The organism is Kitasatospora sp. NPDC086009, assembly GCF_044540385.1.
GTDB lineage: Bacteria > Actinomycetota > Actinomycetes > Streptomycetales > Streptomycetaceae > Kitasatospora.
The window spans coordinates 135,947-157,411 of the sequence record NZ_JBITSA010000013.1 but is presented as its reverse complement, the minus strand read 5'-3'; the positions used below and the strand labels follow the sequence as shown (position 1 = coordinate 157,411).

The 21,465-nt window shown below is 73.7% G+C and carries 20 protein-coding genes; 8 read left to right on the top strand and 12 right to left on the bottom strand.

Features of this window, described 5'->3' with window-relative positions; all coding sequences use genetic code 11:
- Positions 1–4 precede the first annotated feature (4 nt).
- From ACIF6L_RS27225 to ACIF6L_RS27215, 3 genes are read right to left on the bottom strand one after another with little or no spacing between them, the layout of a single operon-like run.
- Positions 5–394, bottom strand: a complete 390-nt coding sequence (locus ACIF6L_RS27225) for a roadblock/LC7 domain-containing protein (protein ID WP_359807602.1) — start codon at positions 392–394, stop codon at positions 5–7.
- Entirely contained in the window at positions 391–1,404 is a 1,014-nt protein-coding gene (locus ACIF6L_RS27220; protein ID WP_396490177.1) for a hypothetical protein, read from the bottom strand. The genes ACIF6L_RS27225 and ACIF6L_RS27220 overlap by 4 nt, the downstream gene beginning before the upstream one ends.
- Positions 1,401–1,760 (bottom strand): hypothetical protein, encoded by a 360-nt coding sequence (locus ACIF6L_RS27215; protein ID WP_359837825.1) that lies wholly within the window; start codon positions 1,758–1,760, stop codon positions 1,401–1,403. Before ACIF6L_RS27215 ends, ACIF6L_RS27220 begins: the two co-directional genes overlap by 4 nt.
- Before the next feature lie 144 nt (positions 1,761–1,904).
- Here ACIF6L_RS27215 and ACIF6L_RS27210 point away from each other — a divergent pair, with 144 nt between their 5' ends.
- Positions 1,905–2,270, top strand: coding sequence for a hypothetical protein (locus ACIF6L_RS27210; RefSeq protein ID WP_329485690.1), 366 nt, complete (start codon positions 1,905–1,907; stop codon positions 2,268–2,270).
- Between the two features lie 613 nt (positions 2,271–2,883).
- Here ACIF6L_RS27210 and ACIF6L_RS27205 read toward each other — a convergent pair.
- Positions 2,884–3,474, bottom strand: a complete 591-nt coding sequence (locus tag ACIF6L_RS27205; protein WP_359837876.1) for a helix-turn-helix domain-containing protein — start codon at positions 3,472–3,474, stop codon at positions 2,884–2,886.
- A 304-nt stretch (positions 3,475–3,778) separates the two neighbouring features.
- On the opposite strand from ACIF6L_RS27205, the gene ACIF6L_RS27200 reads away from it, so the two are divergent.
- Positions 3,779–4,702, top strand: a complete 924-nt coding sequence (locus ACIF6L_RS27200; protein ID WP_359807610.1) for an alpha/beta fold hydrolase — start codon at positions 3,779–3,781, stop codon at positions 4,700–4,702.
- Positions 4,703–4,723: 21 nt separating this feature from the next.
- Here ACIF6L_RS27200 and ACIF6L_RS27195 read toward each other — a convergent pair whose 3' ends face one another.
- The 3 genes from ACIF6L_RS27195 to ACIF6L_RS27185 all read right to left on the bottom strand — a co-directional run bounded on the left by ACIF6L_RS27195 (position 4,724) and on the right by ACIF6L_RS27185 (position 7,242).
- Complete coding sequence (locus ACIF6L_RS27195) at positions 4,724–6,094, bottom strand: erythromycin esterase family protein (protein ID WP_396490179.1); 1,371 nt, start codon at positions 6,092–6,094, stop codon at positions 4,724–4,726.
- Positions 6,095–6,265: 171 nt separating this feature from the next.
- On the bottom strand, positions 6,266–6,562 hold the full coding sequence (locus ACIF6L_RS27190; protein WP_396490181.1) for a hypothetical protein: 297 nt from the start codon (positions 6,560–6,562) through the stop codon (positions 6,266–6,268).
- A gap of 119 nt (positions 6,563–6,681) precedes the next feature.
- Positions 6,682–7,242, bottom strand: a complete 561-nt coding sequence (locus ACIF6L_RS27185; protein WP_359807616.1) for a DinB family protein — start codon at positions 7,240–7,242, stop codon at positions 6,682–6,684.
- A 509-nt stretch (positions 7,243–7,751) separates the two neighbouring features.
- Here ACIF6L_RS27185 and ACIF6L_RS27180 point away from each other — a divergent pair.
- From ACIF6L_RS27180 to ACIF6L_RS27170, 3 genes are all read left to right on the top strand, one after another.
- Positions 7,752–9,098 (top strand): threonine/serine exporter ThrE family protein, encoded by a 1,347-nt coding sequence (locus tag ACIF6L_RS27180; RefSeq protein WP_396490184.1) that lies wholly within the window; start codon positions 7,752–7,754, stop codon positions 9,096–9,098.
- A 179-nt stretch (positions 9,099–9,277) separates the two neighbouring features.
- Positions 9,278–9,757, top strand: a complete 480-nt coding sequence (locus ACIF6L_RS27175; protein WP_329485681.1) for a flavin reductase family protein — start codon at positions 9,278–9,280, stop codon at positions 9,755–9,757.
- A 131-nt stretch (positions 9,758–9,888) separates the two neighbouring features.
- Positions 9,889–11,106, top strand: a complete 1,218-nt coding sequence (locus ACIF6L_RS27170) for a PP2C family protein-serine/threonine phosphatase (protein ID WP_359807622.1) — start codon at positions 9,889–9,891, stop codon at positions 11,104–11,106.
- A 135-nt stretch (positions 11,107–11,241) separates the two neighbouring features.
- Here the strand turns inward: ACIF6L_RS27170 and ACIF6L_RS27165 are convergent, their stop codons facing one another.
- Positions 11,242–13,335: an NPCBM/NEW2 domain-containing protein gene (locus ACIF6L_RS27165; protein ID WP_396490185.1), complete on the bottom strand. Its 2,094-nt coding sequence runs from the start codon at positions 13,333–13,335 to the stop codon at positions 11,242–11,244.
- A gap of 164 nt (positions 13,336–13,499) precedes the next feature.
- On the bottom strand, positions 13,500–15,605 hold the full coding sequence (locus tag ACIF6L_RS27160) for an alpha-galactosidase (RefSeq protein WP_396490187.1): 2,106 nt from the start codon (positions 15,603–15,605) through the stop codon (positions 13,500–13,502).
- Positions 15,606–16,185: 580 nt separating this feature from the next.
- On the opposite strand from ACIF6L_RS27160, the gene ACIF6L_RS27155 reads away from it, so the two are divergent.
- A complete protein-coding gene (locus ACIF6L_RS27155; RefSeq protein ID WP_329485677.1) occupies positions 16,186–17,037 on the top strand; it encodes an SAM-dependent methyltransferase in 852 nt (283 codons plus the stop codon).
- Between the two features lie 79 nt (positions 17,038–17,116).
- On the opposite strand, the gene ACIF6L_RS27150 is transcribed toward ACIF6L_RS27155, so the two are convergent.
- Positions 17,117–17,680, bottom strand: a complete 564-nt coding sequence (locus ACIF6L_RS27150) for a DinB family protein (RefSeq protein WP_396490189.1) — start codon at positions 17,678–17,680, stop codon at positions 17,117–17,119.
- Positions 17,681–17,921: 241 nt separating this feature from the next.
- Here ACIF6L_RS27150 and ACIF6L_RS27145 point away from each other — a divergent pair, with 241 nt between their 5' ends.
- Both ACIF6L_RS27145 and ACIF6L_RS27140 read left to right on the top strand, forming a co-directional pair.
- Positions 17,922–19,064, top strand: a complete 1,143-nt coding sequence (locus ACIF6L_RS27145; RefSeq protein ID WP_396490191.1) for a trypsin-like serine peptidase — start codon at positions 17,922–17,924, stop codon at positions 19,062–19,064.
- A gap of 184 nt (positions 19,065–19,248) precedes the next feature.
- Positions 19,249–20,412: an FAD-dependent monooxygenase gene (locus tag ACIF6L_RS27140; RefSeq protein ID WP_396490407.1), complete on the top strand. Its 1,164-nt coding sequence runs from the start codon at positions 19,249–19,251 to the stop codon at positions 20,410–20,412.
- Between the two features lie 20 nt (positions 20,413–20,432).
- Here ACIF6L_RS27140 and ACIF6L_RS27135 read toward each other — a convergent pair whose 3' ends face one another.
- The gene (locus tag ACIF6L_RS27135; protein ID WP_396490193.1) at positions 20,433–21,068 is read right to left on the bottom strand and encodes a TetR/AcrR family transcriptional regulator; all 636 of its coding nucleotides are present in this window, start codon (positions 21,066–21,068) and stop codon (positions 20,433–20,435) included.
- 175 nt (positions 21,069–21,243) lie between these two features.
- Complete coding sequence (locus ACIF6L_RS27130) at positions 21,244–21,447, bottom strand: cold-shock protein (RefSeq protein WP_329485672.1); 204 nt, start codon at positions 21,445–21,447, stop codon at positions 21,244–21,246.
- Between the last annotated feature and the right edge of the window lie 18 nt (positions 21,448–21,465).

The following is a 21,465-nucleotide window of genomic DNA, read 5'->3' as shown; positions in this document are numbered from 1 at the left end:
GGGTCTAGCGCGTCGGGACCAGTCCGAGGAGTTCGCCCAGCCGCTGGATCGTGGCGGGAGCCTCGCGGTGCAGACCGGCGACGTCCATGCCCTCGTCGCCCAGGATCATCAGCAGCGCCTGCTCACCGATCGCCAGCACCACGACGTAGCCGCCGTTGCAGCGGGTGACCACGTCGCGCAGGCCGCCCAGGCCGACCTCGGCGGCGGTGCGCCGGCCGAGGCCGAGCATGGCGGCGGACAGCGCGGAGGCCGACTCGGGATGGACGGCGGCCGTGTCGGCGGCCACGAGCAGGCCGTCGGCGGTCGAGACGACGCTCTCGGAGATGCCCACGACCCGGTCACGGAGGGACTTCAACTCGTCGACGAGTGCTGCGGATGACGTCTGGCTGCTCATGGTGCGCTCTTCTCGGTCTCTTCGGTCTTCTCGGTCCGCTCGGCGCGGTGAACGTTCGATGGCTGGCCGGAGACGGCAGCCGGGCCCTCGGGCCGGGTGGGCAGGCGGGGGAGCCCGCCGGCTGCGGTCGGTCCGTCCAGGACCTCCGGGCCGCGCCGCACTGGGACCCGGCGGGGCAGCGGCCCGTTCGTGGCCGGCGGCGGGCCGGTGTGCGGCGCGCGCGGCGCCACGCTCGGCACGGCGGCGGGCGGGACCACCGGCTCGCGGTGGAGCAGCTGCCGGGCGTCCATCCGGGCGAGGTCGAGCAGCACGGCGAACAGTCCGCGCCCGAGGGCGAACCCGATGTCGCGCGCGGTGCGCCGCCCGGTGGCGGCGACCAGGATCTCCCGGTAGCGGTCCGGGATCCGCGGGGCCGTCGACCCGGCCGGGGTGGCCGGGCGGATCCGGCTGCGGGCGAGCTGTCCGGGCGACCCCCAGAGGCGGGTCAACAGGGCCACCCGCCGGCCGGTTTCCTCGAACAGCCGCTGCGGCTCGACGCCGGGGCGCAGCGCGATCCTGGCGGGGGCGGCCGCTTCGGCCACCTCCCAACTGCCGGGCGGGCTCAGGACCAGGGCGAAGGCGCCGTCGAAGGCTGCGGCCGCGCAGACCATTTCGAGTTCGGCGGCGCCGATCGACCCCTGGGCCACCAGTGCCGCGCCGAGGTCGCCGCCCTGCAGGCCGGTGACGCCTTGGGCGTTGGCGGCGGCGGCCGTCTCGGCGGCGGACCAGTCCGCCTCGCCGACGCGCCGTGACTTCAGCAGCAGGGTCTCGACGGTCGGGGCCCCGGGCGTCTCGATCGCGGTGATCAGCCCCCGCTCCAGGTGGATGGTGCCGCCCGGCGCGCTGGAAACGGTGACCGAGCCGGTGAACTCGCCCTGGCGCAGCGTCAGCAGGAGGGCGGGCACGTTGCGTGCGGCGGGAGAGACGCGTGGGGACGCGGCCGCGGCCGGGTCGTGGAGACGGCCCGTCATGCCAGCAGGCCCTCTGCCCGGTCGGCGCTCTGGCGGATCGCCAGGGCGAGGTTGGTCTGCCCGCGGTCCAGCACGGTGGCCAGCAGCAGCGGGTCGCCCTGCCGGGGGACCACCTGGACGACGTGGTGGTGGCGGGTGCTGGTGACCACCAGGCTCTCCAACTCGCCCTCCGCCCCGGCCTCGCACAGCCGTTCGCCGATCAGGTTGGCCAGCTCGGCGAGTTCGGCTCCGGTCCCGAGCAGTCGGTGCTCCCCGGCGGACCGATAGGTGAGGCCCGTGACGGCGTCGACGAGCGCGGCGCCGACCACTCCGGGGGAGTCGAGCACATCGGAGAGGGAAGCTTCGAGCGCGTGCACCAGTACCCCTTCGCTTTCTGAACCGCTGGCAGCGTACTTTATTTCACCATTTCCGTGCGGTGGCCACACCCGATGGCCTTCTTGCTACTTTGATTCCTGCACACGGGGGTTCCGCCCGGATGGCACGCAAAGGACGAACAGGTCATGAACATTGACAGCGCACTCACGGACGCGATGGGCATCGAGGGCGCCATCGGCGTGGCCCTGGTCGACTACGAGAGCGGTATGTCGCTCGGGCATCTCGGGGGGAACCAGCAGCTCGATCTGGAGGTCGCGGCCGCCAGCAACACCGAGGTCGTCCGGGCGAAGCTGAGGGCCATGGCGGCGCTGTCGATCGACGATGTCATCGAGGACATCCTGATCACCCTCGGTGGCCAGTACCACCTGATCAGGCCCCTTGCGGGCGCGCGTGGTTCGCTCTTCCTCTACCTGGCCCTGGACCGCTCGCGGGCCAACCTGGCACTCGCCCGGCACAGCCTCAAGCGCATCGAGGCCGGGCTGGACGTCTGAGCCCGCCCACCGGAACCGGCCACCCCGGCCGGGCGAAATGCGGCGGACCGCGCTCCGCCCGGCAATTGCCGGGCGGAGCGAAAGCGATGCGTGATGAACCGATTACCGCCGGCCGCCCGTAGAAGGGGGTCCGGTATCCATTCGGGGAAATGCGTGACATTCCGATGACTGGGCGTCATATCCACTCCCGGCGGAACGCACAGTAATTCGACGGTGACGCAGCACCGGCGAAATGCCACCCGCCGGAGTTCGCCCGCGGCGGCCGGCGGCATCTCCCGGACCGGCCGGCGGCCGGGGAGGGTCCGCCTCCGCCGCTGATGCGTCGGCGAGTCGCCATGCCATGTCATCCCCATTGACCCGCGCGGCCTGCGCGAACAGCTCCTCGGTGGTGTGGGTGGCACGCGGCACGTGCGGTGCGGCCTGTGCCCGCGACGCACACCGTTTCCCGCCCCCTGCCGGCGAGTCACCCCAGGGCGTCTGTCGCCGCGGTGATCAAGGCACGAGCGGCGGAGCCGTGAACAGCGAGCTGGGCGAAGCGGGCGAAGACCCGCGTGTAGAGCGCCAGGTCGCTGGGTGCGGTCGTCGGGCGTGGTGAGCAGGGGCGGGCGGCCCGTCAGGGCCGGCGGCGCAGGCCGGCGACGAGGAGCGCGGCCAGCGGGCGCGCGTCGTAGCGGGGGTCGCTGTCGGCGCCGATGCAGAGGTTGCCGATGCCGCGCATGAGTTGGTACGCGGTGAGGTCGGAGTCGGTCTCGCCGGCGGCGGCCGCGGCGTCGAGGAGCAGGGTGCACACCGGCAGGAGGCGGTCGAGGAAGTAGGCGTGCAGGGTCTCGAAGCCGGCGCTGTCGGTCTGCATCGCGGCGGCCAGGCCGTGCTTGGTGACCAGGAAGTCGACGAAGAGGTCGGCCCACCGCGCGAGCGCCGCGTGCGGTGACGGGCTGCTCGCCAGCAGGGCAGGGCCGGCCTCGGCGCACGCCTCGACCTGGTGGCGGTAGACCGCGATGACGAGGTCCGCCCGGGTGGGGAAGTGGCGGTAGATGGTACCGATCCCGACGCCGGCGGCGGCCGCGATGTCGCGCACCGGCGCCTCGACCCCCGAGGTGACGAAGGCCGCGGCGGCCGCGTCCAGCAGGGCCTGCTGGTTGCGCCGGGCGTCCTTTCGCTTGGACCCGGCTGCGCTCTCCGCGCCCTGGCCGCTGTCGTTCACCACGGCCCTCCTCCCATGACCGACCGGGGCCGTGACGGACCCGGTCGACGAATGACGATCGACGAATGACGATCGATGACCGACGCTTGTAAAGCGGAACGCCGTTCCGTATCGTTTGCGGAGCGAGGTTCCGTTTCGCCCATGATGGCAGAACACGGGACCACCGGCCATGCCGTCCACCGGCTGTCCCGTCGCCTCCGGACGGCGGAACGCCCACGATCGCCGATTCCCGGCCCGGCGGCGCCAGCCGCCGCCGGGCCCACCGAAGCCACCTGCGCAGCGAACCCGAACGGAAGGCACCTCCATGTCAGTTCCCCCCAGCACCGACGCACCCGCCACGGTGCTCTCCGCCAAGCCGGTCGTCCTGCCCGCCCCGGGCCGCGGTGAGGACCTCCAGGTCCGGGTGTCCGCCCCGGCGACCGGCCGTGGCCTGCCGGTGGTCCTCCTCTCGCACGGCTTCGGCTGGTCGATGGACGGCTACGCCCCGCTCGCGGACTACTGGGCCGCCCACGGCTTCGTCGTCCTGCAGCCCACCCACCTGGACTCCCGCACCCTCGGCATCCCGGCCGACGACCCGCGCACCCCGCGGATCTGGCGCCTGCGCATCGAGGACCTCACGCGCGTGCTGGACGGGCTCGACGTCCTGGAAGCCGCCGTGCCGGGCCTCGGTGGGCGCGTCGACCACGGCCGCGTCGCCGTGGCCGGCCACTCCTGGGGCGCCCAGACGGCGAGCGCGCTGCTCGGCGCACGCGTCCTGGACGCCGACGGCGTTCCCGGCGAGTCCATGGCCGATCCCCGGGTGAAGGCGGGCGTCCTGCTGGCGGCGGCCGGTCTGGGCGACGACCTGACCCCGTTCGCCGCCGAGCACCTGCCCTTCCTGAAGCCGTCCTTCGACGCCATGACCACACCGGCCCTCGTGGTCGCCGGGGACCGCGACCAGTCCCACCTGTCCACCCGCGGCCCGGACTGGTTCACCGACCCCTACACCTACAGCCCGGGCCGCAAGAGCCTGCTCACCCTGTTCGGCGCGGAGCACTCGCTCGGCGGCATCGTCGGGTACGAGGTCGCCGAGACGACCGACGAGAGCCCCGCGCGGGTCGCCCTGATCCGGCGGCTCACCACGGCCTTCCTCCGCAGCACCCTCCAGGCCGAGGACGCCGACTGGCAGGCGGCGCTCACCGCCCTCGGGGCGGACCCCGAGCCTCTGGGCAGCGTCCGGAGCAAGTAGCGAGCCCGGCCCGCCCCGGCGCTACGGCGTCCGGTCGGCCTCCCGGACGTCGTGGAGGTGGACCAGGACGTCGAAGGACGTGCCGAGCGCGACGTTCCCGGGCGGGTACGGGTACTGCGTGCCGTAGGTGCGGACGGGCCGGGTGCCGCTCAGCCAGGCCCTGGCGGCGGCCGGGGCGGTGCGGACGTCCAGGTAGAAGTCCCGGTGGCGGACCTGGTCGAGGGTGTACTCGCTCATGTCCGAGGTGGGCGGCCCCTCGGTGAACTTCTTCCAGGGGCCGCCCAGGGCGGCGTCCTTGGAGAGGAGCGATCCCTGGTAGAAGGTGAAGCCGATCGGCAGGTAGTCGCGGCCCATCGTGTCGTTCAGGTAGGCGCCCTGCGTCCTGGGGTACAGCGCCGGGTCGCCGGCGAGGCGGCCGACGTGGTCGTTGTGGGCGGAGAGCAGCACCTTCCCGCCGGTGCGCCGCTGCCACCAGGTGACGTTCTGCGCCATCACCTCGTCCCGGAAGCGTTCGAACTCGGGCAGTGTCGTGGCGTCCCCGGGGTCGAGGGAGAGGAAGGTGGCGGTCTGGGCGACGGAGCGGGCGTTCTGCTCGGCCCAGGCGGCGGCCTCCGGGTCGCTGCCCCGCAGACCGCCGACCAGGTCGAGGGCCTGCCGGGCCTGCGCGGCGAGTTGCCGGCGCTCGGCGAGCGGCCTGCCCAGGTAGGCGAAGGCGTCGTCGATCGGGCGCAGTCCGGTGTAGAGCGCGTCGAGCCGGGCGAGGGCCTGCGGGTCGGTCTGCCGCACGTAGTCGGTGATCCGGGCGAAGAACGCGTCGTCGAGCGAGGGCGCGCCGATGTCGTCGCCCATGAAGTGGACGGTGCGGTCCGGGTGGTGGCGGTTGTAGTCGCGCATCCACTCGATGAGGCTGACGAACTCCTCGCGGTCCCAGGGGGAGTCGGCCAGGGCTGCCTTGGCGACGCTGCGGGCGTCGCCGCCGCGGCCGGTCTGCAGGTAGTCGTCGATCCGGAGTCCGGCGGACCAACTGAGTTCCAGGGCGAAGGTGGTGAAGCCCTTCTCCTCGACGAGGTGGCGGAAGACCCGCTCCTTCATGGCGAAGAACTCGTGGGAGCCGTGGGTGGCCTCGCCGAGCCCGACCACCTTCGCGTCGCCGATCATCGCCTCCAGGGCGCGCAGGTCGGCCGTGCCGCGGCCCGGTTCGGTCGAGCGCAGCGGGTGGGCCGCCCGGTCCAGCGCGCGGACCACGCCGCTCGTCCCGGCCGCTTCGACGGGCGGTGCCGCCGATGTCGCCGGCGCCGCCTGGGCCGCGACCGGAGCAAGGACCGCTCCGATCGCGACGGCCGCCGCGGCCAGCAGCCCCCGTCGACCGATGTGCTGGTGATGCCGTGCCATGTCTTCGACCCCTCAACTCGCTGACTGTGTCGTGGGATCGATCATCGCCTGCGATTCCATGGCGGCGCGCTGCGGATGGCCTCCGATTGAGGCGGGGGTTTACCCCCGTGGGACGAGCGACAAAGGGGCAGCCCAGGCTGCCCGGACGGCCCGGCCGCACCCCCGCCGGGTTCACCGGGGCAGGGTGATCGGGAGGCCCTCCTCGATGCGGCGCAGCAGCCGGCCGCCGTGGACCTTCGGGGCGTCGAAGCCGCGGTACTCGTCCGGGTCGTCGTCCGCCTCCGTGCGGAGGACCTCGGGGACCAGGACGGTGGCCGGGTCGATGTCCTGGGCGTAGCCGTCGAGGTACGGGGGCGCGATCACCGGGCCGTGCAGCGCCCCACCGACGAGGTCCGGGGCGAACTCGGCGGACAGCACCGTCACGTCCGCGCACAGGTCGCCGTGGATCATCACCAGCTTGTCCGTCATGTTCCCGACGAAGGCGCCGACCCGGACGCTCCCGCGGACCAGCAGTCTGGCATCGCCCCCCCAGGTAGACGGCCGCGCGCACCGGCGGGGGCTCGGCCGGGCTCCGGTGGGAGGGGGCGCTACTGGCCCACCCGGCCGTCGACGCACTCGCGCAGCAGGTCGGCGTGCCCGCAGTGCCGGGCGTACTCCTCGATCCGGTGCACCAGCAGCTCCCGGACGGCGATCCCGTCCTTCTCCAGGCGCGCGCCGAGGTCGGTGTGTCCGGCCAGCGCGGCGTCGGTCGCCGCCTGCTCACGCGCCAGGTCGGCGTACGCGGCGTCGACGGCGGACCGTTCGCCGACCACGTCGTCGAAGTCCGCGTCACGCCTGCCGTACAGCTTGGGCAGTGGCTCGGCGTCGTCCAGCCAGTTCCGCCAGTCCCGTTCGACCTCGGCGAGGTGGCGGACCAGGCCGAGCAGCGACATCGTCGACGGCGGGACCGACCGGCGGGCGAGCTGCTCCGGCTCCAGGCCCTCGCACTTCATCAGCAGGGTCGCACGGTAGTCCGTCAGGTAGCCCATCAGCGTCGCGAGTTCGCCGTCCGGAGCGGGTCCGTCGCCGTTGCGCGGGTCGTTGTCAGGATCGACCCACATGTCGGGGTAGACGGTCGCCTGGGTCCATCGCACGGGTTGATCGTTCATACCGCCGATGATCGCCATTGCGGGTCTGGGCCCGCCAGCGGATTTCTCGACGGCGGGCCGGCCGTGCTCCGCAGGCGGCGGGGCCACCCGGTCGGCCGAGCGTACGGAACCGGCCGGACGCCGGGCAGCGGCCCGCGCGCCGCCCTGGGCGTTCCCCCGCAGGTCACGTTGGGTAGCACGATCATGACCATCCGTAGTGAACGTGATGGTCCCGCACCGCCGCCGAGCGGCCACCCCGCCGCAGGTGACCGCCCCGGTGCGCGGCACGACGATGAGGAGCGGCGGTGTCGGAGCAAGGTCACCCGGGCCGGCGGCCCGACGCCGGCGACCCCGGGCCGGAGCCGGGCGCGACCCCCGCCCCGCACCCCGCGGCGCCGGGCGGCCCCGGGCCCGAGGACGCCCGCGGCGGGCTGGTCGCCCCCCGGCCGCCCGCCGACGGGGAAAGCGTCCCGGGGCGCGCCGGTCGCGGGGACACGCCCTGGCCGGACCGGATGCGGCCACTGGTGCGCATGCCGATGGCCGAACGCCCGCTCGCGGCCGGCGGAGAACCGCGGCAGCGGCCCGGCCCGGCGGAGGCGTCGGGCGTCCTGGACCTCGCCCTGCGGGTGGGCGAGGCGCTGCTCGCCAGCGGCGAGTCCGCGGAGGACGTGGAGGGCGCGATGCTGGGCGTCGCCCACGCCTACCGCGTGTACCCCTGCGAGCCGCAGGTGACCTACACCCTGGTGGCGATCTCCTACCAGCCGACGCCGGACGTCGCGCCGCTGACGGCCGAACGGGCGGTCCGCCGTCCGGCCAGCGACTACACCCGGCTCGCCGCCGTCTTCCGCCTGGTCACCGCCATCACGGCGGGCGAGGTGGCGGCCGAGGAGGCCCGGCACCGGCTGACCGTCCTGCTCGGCCGCCGGCCCCCGTACCCGGGCTGGCTCCTCGTCCTCGCCTCCGGGCTGCTGGCCGGCTCCGCGACCCTGCTGGTCGGCGGCCGGGCCGACGGCCGGGCCTGGCTGGTCTTCGGGACCGCCTTCGTCGCCGCCCTGACCGGTGACCGGCTGGCCGCCCTGGTCGCCCGCCACGACCTGCCCGAGTTCTACGGCTTCGTGGCCGCCGCGACACCGGCCGCGACGATCGGCAGCCTGCTCTCGCTGAACGGGCTCCACCTGCGCGGCTCCGTGGTCATCACCGGCGGGCTGTTCGCCCTGCTGCCGGGCCGCCCGCTGGTGGCCGCGGCCCAGGACGGCCTGACCGGCTTCTACCTCACCGCGGCCGCCCGGCTGCTCGAAGTGCTGTACCTGATGGCCGGCATCGTGATCGGCGTCATGACGGTGCTGTACCTGGGCGTCAGCAACGACGCCGACCTGACCCCCGACGGGGCGCCGGGCAGCACGGTGAACCCGCCGCTCCAACTGGCGGCCGCGATGCTGCTGGCGCTGACCTTCGCCGTCCTGCTGCGCACCGACCGGGCCACCCTGGCCCCGGTCGTCCTCAACAGCGCCGTCGGCTGGACCACCTACGCCGTCCTGGCCGGTGCCCGCGTCGAGCCGATCGTGGCCACCGGGCTCGCCGCCGGGCTGGTGGGCCTGTTCGGCCAGCTGATGGCCCGCTACCGGGCGATGTCCGCGCTGCCGCACGTCACGGCGGCGCTCGGGCCGCTGATGCCCGGCTCGGTGCTGTACTTCGGGATGCTCGCCTTCGTCCAGGGCCGGCCCGAGGCCGGGTGCAGCTGGGTCGGCCGGGCGTGCGCCACCGCGATGGCCCTGGCCATCGGCGTCAACCTCGGGGGAGAGGTGGCCCGCCTCTTCCTCCCGGCCTCGCGGCCGGCGTTCACGTCCTGGCGCCCCACCGGCCGCCACCGCCGCTGAGGGGCGCCGTCCTCCCGGCGGGCGCCGCCGGTCCGACCGACGTAGGTTTCGGCCGGGGGCGCGCGTGCGAGGGCCCGACGAACGGCCGCCCGGGAATGGCGGCCGCGGGAGCGGGCAGCGAAGGACCGGACGCACCCCACCGCCGCCACCGCGGCCTCCGCACGGAAGGAGCGACACCCATGCCCGACTTCGACGCCTTCGCCGCCCTACTGGACTACCCGGTGTACGTCGTCACCGCGGCCGCCGGCCGGGAGCGCGCCGGGTGCCTGGTCGGCTTCGCCGGTCAGTGCTCGATCCGGCCGGTGCGCTTCGCGGTGTGGATCTCCAAGGCGAACCACACCCACGCCGTCGCGTCGCGCGCGGAGTTCCTGGTGGTCCACCTGCTGCCCCGGCACCGCCACGACCTCGCCGAGCTGTTCGGCGGGCGCACCGGCGACGACACCGACAAGTTCGCGGACGTCCGCTGGACGCCGGGACCGGGCGGGGCGCCCGTCCTGGCGGACGCGGCGGCCCACTTCGCCGGCCGCGTCCACGCCCGGACCGACGGCGGCGACCACACCGGCTTCCTCCTCGACCCCGTCGACACCCGGACCACCGCGGACCGAGCGCCGCTCACCTTCCGCGACGTCACCGACATCGACGCGGGGCACCCCGCCTGACCGTCCCCGGCGTGCCGGGGACGGTCCCGGTCCACCGTCCGGCCGACCGCGCGGCCCACGTGCGGGTGACTCCGGCCCGGTTCCCTCCGCGTCGGCTGGACGGCGCGGTCCGGCCCGGCTCGGCTGGAGCGATGACCGACGAGACCCTGCCGCTCAACCTGGGTGAGCAGCTGATGGAACAGTTCCTCACCACGCGACGCACGCTCGACCCGGCCGACGTCCCGGTGCTGGCCCAGCAGTACGCCCAGACCCTCGGCATCGGCGTGAGCACCGTGTACCTGGCCGACATCCAGCAGAACCACCTGTTCGCCCTCGGCGGCGGTGCCGCCCTCCCGATCGAGGGCACGCTGGCCGGCTGGACGTACCGCACCGGGGGGCTGCGGGTGGCGGAGAGCGACGACGGCAAGCTGCTCGCCTGGTTCCCGCTGGTCGACGGCGCCGAGCGGCTCGGCGTCCTGGGCGTGCGGACCGCCGCGCTCGACAACGCCGCGGTGCGCCGCTGCCGGCTGCTCGCCGCGATGCTGGCGATGGTGATCACCTCCAAGCGCGACACCAGCGACAGCTACGCCCGGGGGACGCGGGTGGAGACGATGAGCCTGCCGGCCGAGATGCTGCGGGCCTTCCTCCCCCTGCGGACCGTCTGCAACGGCCAGGTCATCTCGACCGCCGTCCTGGAGCCCGCCTACGACCTCGGCGGTGACGCCTTCGACCACTCGCTGGCCGCCGGCGTCCTGCACGCCGCCGTGCTGGACGCGATGGGGCACGACCTCGCCTCCGGTCTGACCGCCGCGGTCGCCCTCGCGGCCTGCCGCAACGCCCGTCGCAACGGCGCCGACCTCCCGGACCTCGTGGACACCATCGACGACGCCCTGCGGCGCTGGTTCCCGGACCGCTTCGCCACCGGCATCTTCGCCCGGCTCGACCTCGCCACCGGCACCCTGCACTGGTCCAACTGCGGCCACCCGCCCCCGCTGCTGATCCGGGGCCACGAGGTCGTCGCGGACGCCCTGACCCGTACCGCCGAGCCGCCGCTGGGGCTGTCGGGTCTGTCGGGCGGTCCGCGCGCCGTGCACACCTTCTCGCTCCGGCCGGGCGACCGGATCCTCCTCTACACCGACGGCGTCGTCGAGGCCAAGGGCACCAACCACGAGATGTTCGGGCTGGAGCGCTTCGCCGACTTCGTCATCCGCGCCACCGCGGCCGGCGAGGCGGCCCCCGAGGCGCTGCGCCGTCTCATCCACGCTCTCCTGGAGAACCAGGACAGCACGCTGACCGACGACGCCACCATCATGATGATCGAGTGGCAGCCGTCCGACCTGCCGGCCTCCGACCCCGACCGGCTCCCGTGACGCCCGCCCCGGCGCTCCCGGCACGGGGTCGGCCGGTGCTCCCGGCACGGGGTCGGCCGGTGCTCCCTGCGGGGGAACGGCCCGGGCGCGGCGCCGGACCAGGTCCGGCGCCGCGCCTTCGAGCCGTGCGGGTGGTCAGCAGCTGAGGACCGGGCCCGCCCAGTCGGCGTGGTCGCTGATGGTGCCGTCGCCGCCGTCGGTGACCACGAGCCGCAGTTCCTCGGCGCCCGTCAGGTCGGCGGTGAGGTGCCTGGGGGCCGATGTCACGGTCATCAGGCCGCTGTCGGCGACCTTGACGGCGTCCTTGTAGATCTCGAAGGAGACGCTCGCGCGGCCGTTCGCCTCGGCGTCCACCCCCACGTCGGTGGCGAGCGAGGTGCAGGAGCCGCCGAGGAAGTAGACCACCTGGCTGAGCGCGTTGACGCCCAGGCCCTTGGCGTACGTGGTGCCCGCGATGGTGATGGTCCGTCCGTCCCGGGCCTGGTTCTCGCCGTTGCTCATGTCCTTCTCGACCGGGCCCCAGCTGTTGCCGGCGGAGGCCCAGGCGAGGTCGGAGAGCTGGTGGGCACCGGCGGCCGGGCCGCTGCCGCAGGCGAGCCGCGGGCCCGCCCAGTCGGCGTGGTCGTAGCTGGTGCCGTCGCCGGCGTCGGTGACCACCAGACGGACGGTGGTGGCGCCGGTGAGGTCGGCGGTGAGGTGCCTGGCGGGGTCCTTGCCGGTCATCGGCCCGCTGTCGGCGGCCAGGGCGGCGTCCCTGAAGATCTGGAACCTGACCGAGCCGTTGCCGTAGGTCTCGTCGTCGATCCCGACGTCGGTGACCAGGTTCCGGCAGGCACCCCCGAGGTGGACGCCGACCTCGCTGGGCGCGTGCACCCCCAGGCCCTTGGCGTACGCGGCGCCGCGGATGGTGAGGGTGTGGCCGTCAGCGGGCTGGATGTCGCCGTTGCTGCGGTCCCGCTCGACCGGTCCCCACTGGTTGGTGGCGGTGCCGAACGGGAGGTCGCTCAGCTGGGTGACCCCGGTGGGCGGGGGGACGGGCGAGCCCGGGGTGACCCGGAACATCGCGGTTCCGTGCCCCGGCACGACGGCGCTGACGGTCCCGTCGCCGGTGCTGGACTTCTTCGACCAGAGGTCCTTGACCTTGTAGGAGTTCGCCCCGGCGATGCCGAGGGTCCGTGCGGTCACGGTGATGGTGGCGTCGTAGGAGCCCTCGTTGGTCAGGGTGACCGCCCGGCCGCCGTCCGCCAGGGGCTTGGACATCACCACCAGACCGTTCTCGCTGGAGACCACCGAGCCCTGCCGGCCGAGCGGGTCCTGGTCGACCGCGATCACATCGGTGTTGGTCAGTATGGCCAGGGTCTCCGGGGCGGCGGTGCGCAGATCGGTGCCGATCATCAGGGGCGCGGCCATCTCGGCCCAGAGGCTGAAGTGGGTGCGGTACTCCGTCGCGGTCATGCCGCCGTTGCCGACCTCCAGCATGTCGGGGTCGTTGAAGGCCCCGGGCTTGGCGTAGTCGGCCAGGCCCTGGTTGGCCTGGGCGATGGAGATCATGCTGTCCCAGGTGTCGTCGATGTCGCCGGTGGTGCGCCAGGAGTTGCCGACCGGCGGGGCCCACTCCCACGGGCCGGTGCTGCCCCACTCGCAGATGCTGTAGAGGATCGGGCGGCCGGTCGCCTTCAGCGCGTCCCCCATCGCCCGGTAGCGGGTCCGGGCGTCGACGCCCTGGTTGTGGCAGTTGTCGTACTTGAGGTAGTCCACTCCCCAGGAGGCCCAGAGCCGGGCGTCCTGCTGCTCGTGGCCGAGCCCGCCGGGGAAGCCGTTGACGTCGCAGGTGTGGTCGCCCGCGCTGGAGTAGAGGCCGAACTTGAGCCCCTTGGCGTGGACGTAGTCGGCGAGCGCCTTGATGCCGTGCGGGAAGCGGACCGGGTCGGGGACGAGGTCGCCCGCGCCGTCGCGCTGCGGCTGCGCCCAGCAGTCGTCGAGGTTGACGTACTGGTAGCCGGCCGCCTTCAGGCCCTTGCTGACGAAGAGGTCGGCGATGCCCTTGATCATGGCTTCGTCGAACTGGGCGCCGCAGTGCGTGGAGTTCCAGTTGTTGAAGCCCATCTGCGGCGTCAGGTTGAGGCCGTTGTCCAGGGCCAGCGCCGGTGGTGCGGTCGCGAGTTCGAGGCCGACGGCGAGGGCGCCGCCACCGGTGAACAGGGTCAGGGCGGTCAGCGCCGAGGCCATGCGGCGCGGCAGTTCCGTGCGACGCGACCGTGCGGCGCGGCGCGGTGGTGCGGTGCCGGGGGAGCGCAAAGGTCCTCCAGAGAAGGGGTGTCGGGTGGGACGGGGCCCCGGCTCCGGCGCTGCGCCGGAGCCGGGAGACAGGGGAGTTTCCGGCGGACGGCGCGTCAGGAGAGCAGGCTCCAGGACTGCCCGACCAACGATCCGTCGGGCGGGCCGGTCACGACCGGGGAGGTCGCGGCGGTCTGCGGCGCGGAGAGGACGAGACCGGTGGCGACGTTGGTGATGGTCAGCGCGCCGGTCGTGGTGCTCTGGACGACGCGCCACTTCTGGGCCGGGTCGGCCGGGTCCCAGGCGTTCCGGACCCGGGCGGGCTGACCGGCGACGGCGGCGCCGGTCAGCGTGCCGTGGCGCTGCGTGTCGGTGTAGCAGTTGTCGGTGATGCGCACCGTGCCGTCCGGGTTCGGCGCGAAGTTCCACTGCTCGGAGGTGTGCCAGCTCCACCAGGTGTTGATGTCGGTGGGGGAGCCGTCGGGGGCGCTGCAGATGCCCTGGACCTCCAGGGCCTGGCCGCCGGTGCCGCCGGCGCTGATGCCGTGGTAGCGGCCGTCGCCGATGACCGCGGCCGGCCCGGTGCCCGGTAGCGGCTTGAGGCGGTACAGGACGACGCCGTGCGGCTCGACCTGGGCGCCGAGCGCGCCGGTCACGTTGCCGGTGGCGCCGGTCCAGAGGTCCTTGGCCGAGTAGCCGGGGCCGGTCAGGCCGAGTTCGGCGAGCGTGGTGGAGACGTTCCGGTAGCCCGCCGGGTCCTGGTTGACGAGCAGGACGGCGGTGTCGCCGTCGGCGAGCTGCCGCTTGAGGACGATCGGGGCGGTGCTGCCGGCGGGCGGGGCGCCGACCAGGGTGGCGGGCCTGGTCAGCCGGTCCTGGTCGATCGCGATGACATCGGCGTTCTTGTAGACGGCGAGCTGCTCGGCGGTGATGCCGGTGGACCAGGTGAGGCCGTCCCGGGTGTGCCGGGAGTCCGCGGCGGTGCGCAGGTCCGCGCCGGAGATGAGCGGGGAGGCCAGCATGGCGAGGATCGACATCTCGCTGCGCGACTCGGTCACGGACATCGGCTTGTGGCAGGGGCAGGTGTCGGTGACGCCGTACACGCCGTACGGGTTCTGCCAGCCGGCGAACATCATGTCCAGGTCGTTCCAGCTGCCCGGCCGCACGTTGCCCGGGTACTTCAGGGCGGTCTGCAGCTGGCCGTTGTAGAGCACGCCCTCCAGGTCCGGACCGCGGTCGCCGCCGATCCGGCAGAGGTTGGCCACCTGTCCGCACCAGACCCCGGTCGGGGCGTAGCCGGGGGCCTCGAACGCGGGGGTGCCGGCCGCGACCACCACCGGGTCGGTGCGGGCCGGGTCGTCGCCGGCGAGCAGGTAGGGGACCCCGCTGTGCACCGGCTGCGCGGAGACGCTGAGGGCCACCCGCGGGCGGCCCTGGGCCCGGGAGGCGGCGTCGAGCGCCTGCTGGAAGTCGCGCACCCGGGCGTAGATGGACCGGGTCAGCTCCCTCCCCTCGCCCTGGGTCCAGTAGTTGTGGCCGTCGGGCCCGATGATCTGCGGTCCGTAGGGGCAGTCGTCGTACTTGACGAAGTCCACGCCCCAGGCGACGAAGTCGGCGGCGTCGGTGGACTCGTGCCCCAGGCTGCCGGGCCGGCCCTGGCAGGTCGTGTAGGTGTCCGTGGCGTAGAGGCCGAACTTCATGCCCTTGCTGTGGGCGTACCAGGACAGGTACTGGATCCCGTTCAGGGTCTGCCCGTTGACGGTGTGCGCGGGGTAGCGGGCCGGATCGGGGACGAGGTGGCCGGTGGTCAGGTCGAATCCGGTGCCGTCCGTCCCGGTGGTGGGGTTGCGGTTGGCGTCGTAGAGCTGCATCGCGCCGTAGGCGGTCTTCACCAGGTCGGTGGTCTGGCCGTCGCGGTGGCCGAGCGACCAGCCGTCGTCGATGGTGACGGTGTCGTAGCCGGCCTGGACCAGCCCGTTGGCGCCCATGAAGTCGATGGTCTGGAGGACCTCCTCCTGGGTCACTCCGGTGCCCAGGGTGTTCCAGGAGTTCCAGCCCATCGGCGGGGTGAGGGCGAGTCCGTTGTCCAGGGCCGCCGCGGGGGCAGCCGTCCCGAGGACGACGGTGCCGAGCCCGGTCGCCGCGAGGGACAGTGCGACGAGGGCACGGGGCAGCGCACGGCTCAGTGCTCGGGGCACGGCTCGGGGCAGGGGTATCCGCATGGGCGCTCCAGGGTGCGCGAGGGGGGTGGGGGATCGGCAGCCCGCTGCCGTTCGTTTCTGTTCGAAAGTCTCAACAGAAAGCAACGCAGCAAAGAGAAGCACACGTGCTGGCCGTCCTCAAGTGCCTCACACAGACTCGTCCGTGACGGTCACTCGGCGAAGCGCGGCACGGGAGAACCCCTTGCGTGCCGCGTTGAGTCACAGGTTGATCTCGACGTGACGGAGCTCTTGACGAGAGGATGCCAAGTCATGTGACATTTCACATGACGTTGAAATCCGTTTAGTTCTGATTACTTGTCAGGCGTCCGCTCGGCCCCGGCGTGCCCGGCGCCACCCTCGATTCCCGCCTGCGCCGATACCGGGTTTCCCGGCCGGGACGAAGGAGCGTTCCATGAGTCGACACACCGTCGACAGGCTCTCGGTCTCCAAGCCGAACGGCCCTGACGCGGGCGCGCGTCAGGGCCGTGAGCACCGTGCGGCCGACCGGGGCCGCCGGGCCGGTCGCGCGGCCGGGGCGGGGTGGCGGATTCCCGGTGTGCTTAGGATGAGATGACTTGCTGTCAGGACGAGTGGGGATTTCATGCGGGACGATGCGATGACCGGCTGGTCGGGGCCGGTGGCGGCGGGGGAGTGGCAGCCGCCGGCGGAGCTGAACACCGGCACCCCGCACCCGGCCCGGATGTACGACTACTACCTCGGCGGGAAGGACAACTTCCCGGCCGACCGGGAGGCCGCCGAGAAGGTCATCGCGGCGATGCCCGACGCCCGGCTCGGGGCCCGGATCAACCGTGAGTTCCTCGGGCGCGCGGTGGAGTTCGCCGTCGGCCGGGGTGTCCGCCAGTTCCTGGACATCGGTACCGGGATCCCGGCCGTGGGCAGTACCGCGGAGGTCGCCCACCGGGTGGCTCCGGACGCCCGGGTGGTCTACGTCGACAACGACCCGATCGTGCTCACGCACGCCCGCGCCCTGCTGGCCTACCACCCGGCCGGTCACACCAGCGTCCTGCACGCGGACCTGCGGGACCCGGAGGCGATACTGGGGGATCCGGGCCTGAAGGAGGCGCTCGACCTCTCCCGGCCGGTGGCGCTGATGCTGGTGGCGGTGCTGCACTTCGTCCGCGACGAAGAGGGCGCCGCCGAGACGGTGGCCCGGCTGCGGGACGCGCTGGCGCCGGGCAGCATGCTGATCCTCTCGCACGGCACCCAGGACTTCATGACCGCCCGGGCGGCCGCCGAGACCACCGAGGTCTACAGCCGCGCGAGCTCGCCGCTGGTCCTGCGGGCCCAGGAGGAGGTCCGGGAGTTCTTCGGCGACTTCGAGCTGGTCGACCCCGGCCTGGTCCAACTGCCGCTCTGGCGGCCGCAGGCGGAGCTCCCGCCGCGCTGGCAGGAGGCGGCCCCCGCCTACGCCGGAGTCGCGGTCAAGCGCTGACCGGTCCCCGGGGCGGCACGGTGTCCCCCGCGTCGAGACGCGGGGGACACCGGCGTTTCCGGGCTCGGCGGGGCGCCCGTCAGCCCATGCTCTTGGAGCCGTCCAGGGCCTCGCGGAGGATGTCCGCGTGGCCGGCGTGCTGCGCGGTCTCGGCGATCAGGTGCAGCAGGACGCGGCGCGCCGACCAGCGCGCGGAGGCCTCGAACCAGGGAGCCTTCGGCAGCGGCTGCGAGGCGTCCAGGTCGGGCAGGACGGCGACCAGCTCGTCCGTGCGGCGGGCCGCCTTGGCGTAGTCCTCCAGCACACCGGCCAGCGTCTCGCCGGGCAGCAGCCGGAAGTCGTTGTTCCGCCGCTCCCAGTCGGCCTCGGTCATGGTGGTGAAGTCGCCCATCGCCGAGGGCCCTTCCAGGATGAAGGCCGTCCAGGCGCGCTCGACGCTCGCGACGTGCTTGATCAGACCGCCCAGGCAGAGCTCGCTGACGGTGGTCCGGCGCCCGGCCTGCTCGTCGGTGAGGTCACGGGTGGTGAAGCGGAGGAAGTGCCGCTGCTTGCCCAGCGCCTCCAGCAGCTCCGCCCGCTCCCCGCCGGCTGCGGCCGCCGCGGGCTGCTCGGGCGTGGTCGCGGTGGTGGTGGTGTCGGTCATGGTGTCCGCCTTCGTCGTTCGTTCTCCGTTGCCGAGAACCAAGGTAGGAGCCATCTGGGTCAGGTCCTGTCCTAGTGCCGCACCGGAGTGGGGCCAGTTCCGCGCAGCGGCGCACGGGGCGCGCGTGGCGGCCCGCACCGATACGGGGACGTAACGCCTTTACCGGAACCTGACGGTATCGATGAAGGGATGAAACCCCTTCCTGACCGAGGTCTGACGACCCGTCCGTAGCGTGCCGGACATGTCGATAACCCATGGTCGAACCAGTCGCCCCGACGGCCGGACCCACAGCCGGGCGCGCACCCGAGCCGTGCCCCGCGCCGTCCACCGCACCCTCCCCCGGGCCTTTCCCCGCACGTTCGTCGCCGCGGGAGCCCTCCTGCTGAGTACCGTCGCGGCCGTCGTGCTGCTGCCGAACACGGCCCTGGCCGCGGCGCCCGCCGGTCAGGAGTCCGTCACCGCGCACGCCGGCGCCACCACCGATCAGGAGCGCGGCCGGATCGACACCTACTGGACGCCGGAGCGGATGAAGCTGGCCGGTGCCATGGTCCCCGAGATCACCCCGGTGCCCGAGGACGACGACACGGCCGACGATCCCCGGCCGCTGCCCGCGGACACGCCGGACCCCGGGGGCGTCTGGACGCACGGCGGCGCGGTGAACAGGAGCGTCGGCCGGCTCTTCTTCACCTTCAGCGACGGCTACGACGGCAGTTGTACGGCAACGGTCGTCAACAGCGCCAACCGCAGCACCGTCATGACGGCGGCGCACTGCCTGCGGGGCGTCGGCGCCCCGGCCGCCGAGGACACCTGGCACCACAACCTCTACTTCGTGCCCGGCTACCGCAACGGGACGAAGCCGCTCGGCGGCTTCGTCATCAGGAGCGCGGCCACCTCCTCCCGTTGGGACGCCGACCCGGGCGGCACGACCTCGGCCGATCTCGCGGTGGCCGGCTACGACACGGGCGTGCTGGTCGCGCACCGTTCCGCCGACGGCCGACGGATCGCGGACGTCACGGGAAGTCAGCGGATCGCGTTCACCCGGCCGGTCGAGGGCGAGTTCGTCCACACCTTCGGCTACCCGAAGGACCGGCTCAACGACCCCGGCGCCAAGTACGCCGGATCTCGCATGATCCACTGCGCCGGACCGGCCCGGCCCGGCACCGCGGCCCCCCTGCTGTGGGGCGAGCCCTGCGACATGGGCCACGGGGCGAGCGGCGGCCCGCACTTCGCGACGTTCGACACCAGGACCGGCACCGGTACGGTCGTCGGCGTCACCACCACCTCCGAGGACCTGGCCGGCGGCCCGGCCGCCACGCTGTACGCCACCCGCCTCGGGGACAGCGCCCACCGCCTCCACACCTGGGCGCAGACCCGCCCGGCCTGACCACCGCGCGGCGCACAGGCCCGGGAGGTCCGTGCGCCGCCCGCCCCCGGGGCCCGGTGCTCCTGCCCCCCGCCCGCCCCGGCGACTGGCAGGATGGTCCCGCGGCCGCTCCGCTCCCTCCGCGAGTCCGGGTCGGCCGCCGGAGCGGCGGGAAAGCACGGGAGGGGAAGCTCGGTTGACGACCATGCGGATCATCGGTGGCGGCATCGCCGGAACGGCCGCCGCGCTGGCGCTGCACAAGGCGGGGTTCCACGTCACCGTCCACGAGGCGCACCCCGACACGGGCGAGGACATCGGGGCCTTCCTGACCCTCGCCTCCAACGGGATGCGCGCCCTCGCCGAGATCGACGCGGCCGAGGCCGTCGTGGCCCTCGGCTTCCCGATCACCACCATGACCGTGCTCGACGCGAGCGGCGCCGAACTGGCCGCCGTCCCGCTGGGCGAGCCCGGCCACCGGCTGACCCGCTACCGCTGCCTGCGCCGCGCCGAGCTGGCCGCGGCGCTGCGGGCCGAGGCGCGACGGCGCGGCATCGAGGTCCGGCACGGGGCCCGGCTCACCTCCGTCACCGAGACCGACGCCGACATCACCGCGCACTTCGCCGACGGCACCAGTGCCACCGGCGACCTCCTGGTGGGCGCGGACGGCACGCACTCCGCCGTCCGGGCCTGGCTGGACCCGGCCGCGCCCGCGGCCGAGTACGCGGGCCAGCGCGTCTTCTACGGGTACAGCACCGCCGCCGCGCCGTCCGCCGGGCCGGAGCGGATCACCATGGTCCGGGGCAGCGGCGCCGCGTTCGGGTACCTGGTCTCACCCGGCGGCGAGACCTGCTGGTTCGCCCGGGTGCCCGGGCCCGCCGCGTCCCCGGTGGAGGTCGCCGGCACCACTCCCGCGCAGTGGCGGGAGTGGCTGGCGCCGCTGCTGGGCGCGGACCGGACCCCGGCCGCGGGGATCGTCGCCAGGACGGGCGACCGGCTGATGGTCACCAACGCGCTCCACGTCGCACCGGGGGCGCGCTGGCGGACCCGGCGCGCCGTCCTGATCGGGGACGCCGCGCACGCCGCCTCGCCGGCCACCGGCCAGGGCGCCTCGATGGCCCTGGAGGACGCCGTCGTCCTGGCCAAGGCGCTGCGCGACACCCCCGGAGCCGCGGCGGCCCTGGCCCGCTTCGAGCACCACCGCAGGCCCAGGACCGAGCAGAACACGGCCGCCAGCGCCCGTCTGACGGCCGGCCCGCCCTCGGCCGCCCCGCAGGCTCGTCCGGACGGCGCCCGGCCGCGGGTGGACGAGGACCTGCTGCGCCTGCTCGCCTGGGACGTCCCGCTGCCGGAGCCGTCCGGCGCCGTCTGAGGGCCCGTCACCTCGGGCGGTCAGGGCCGTGCGGCGGGCGGGAGGAGCGTGGCGATACCGGCGCAGATCAGCTCCAGGCTGCGGGTGAACTGCCCGTCCTGGTCGTGGGCGGCCGCGGCGACGGTGCGGGGAAAGCGCCGGTGCAGGGCGGCGACGGCCTCCGGGTCGGGCGGTACGACCGGCGGTTCGCTCTGCTCCTGGAGGACGTAGCCGGTCACGTGGCTGAGCACGGTGTCGGCGGCGGTGCCGCACTGCTCCGCCGGGACGCCCGCCGCCGCGAGGGTGTCGAGCAGCCGTTCCATCACGGACAGCGCGCCGGGGCTGAGCGTCTTCGGGCTGTCGGCGAACATGATCGCCCCGCCGGGGTGCCGCCGGATGCTCCGGCGCAGGGCGACGGCCTGCGCCGTCACCCGGGCCTGCCAGCCGCTGGAGGCGTCCAGTGCGGCGAGTGCCCCGGTGCCCGCGTCGTACGCCTGGCGGGCCACCCGGTCGGCCATCAGCTGCAGTAGCGCGGCCTTGTTGGGCACGTGGTAGTAGAGGCTTCCGGCGTGCGCGTCGAGGCGTTCCGCCACCCGCCGCATGGAGAGGCCGTGATAGCCGGACTCGGCGAACACGGCCATTCCGGCGTCGATGATCCGGTCTGCGGTCAGCTTCACCCCGGCAGTCTAACGATCACCCCGGGTTTTCGAACGCCGTTTGAAACCGGCTCGGCAGCCTTTCGGCCACGAGCGGGCCGGGAGGCGGGGTCGGGAGGCGGGGTCGGGAGCGGGCCGGGGGCGGGCTGATGCCGGCATCCCTGGGCGGGGTGCCGGCACGGTGGTTCAGCTCCGGTCAGACCTTGACGACGTTCTCCGCCTGGGGGCCCTTGGGTCCCTGGGTGACGTCGTACTCGACCACGTCGTTCTCGTAGAGCTCCTTGAAGCCGGTGGTCTGGATGGCGGAGAAGTGCACGAAGACGTCCGGGCCGCCGTCGTCCTGGGCGATGAAGCCGAAGCCCTTCTCCGCGTTGAACCATTTGACCTTGCCAGTTGCCATGCCGATCTCCTTCACACG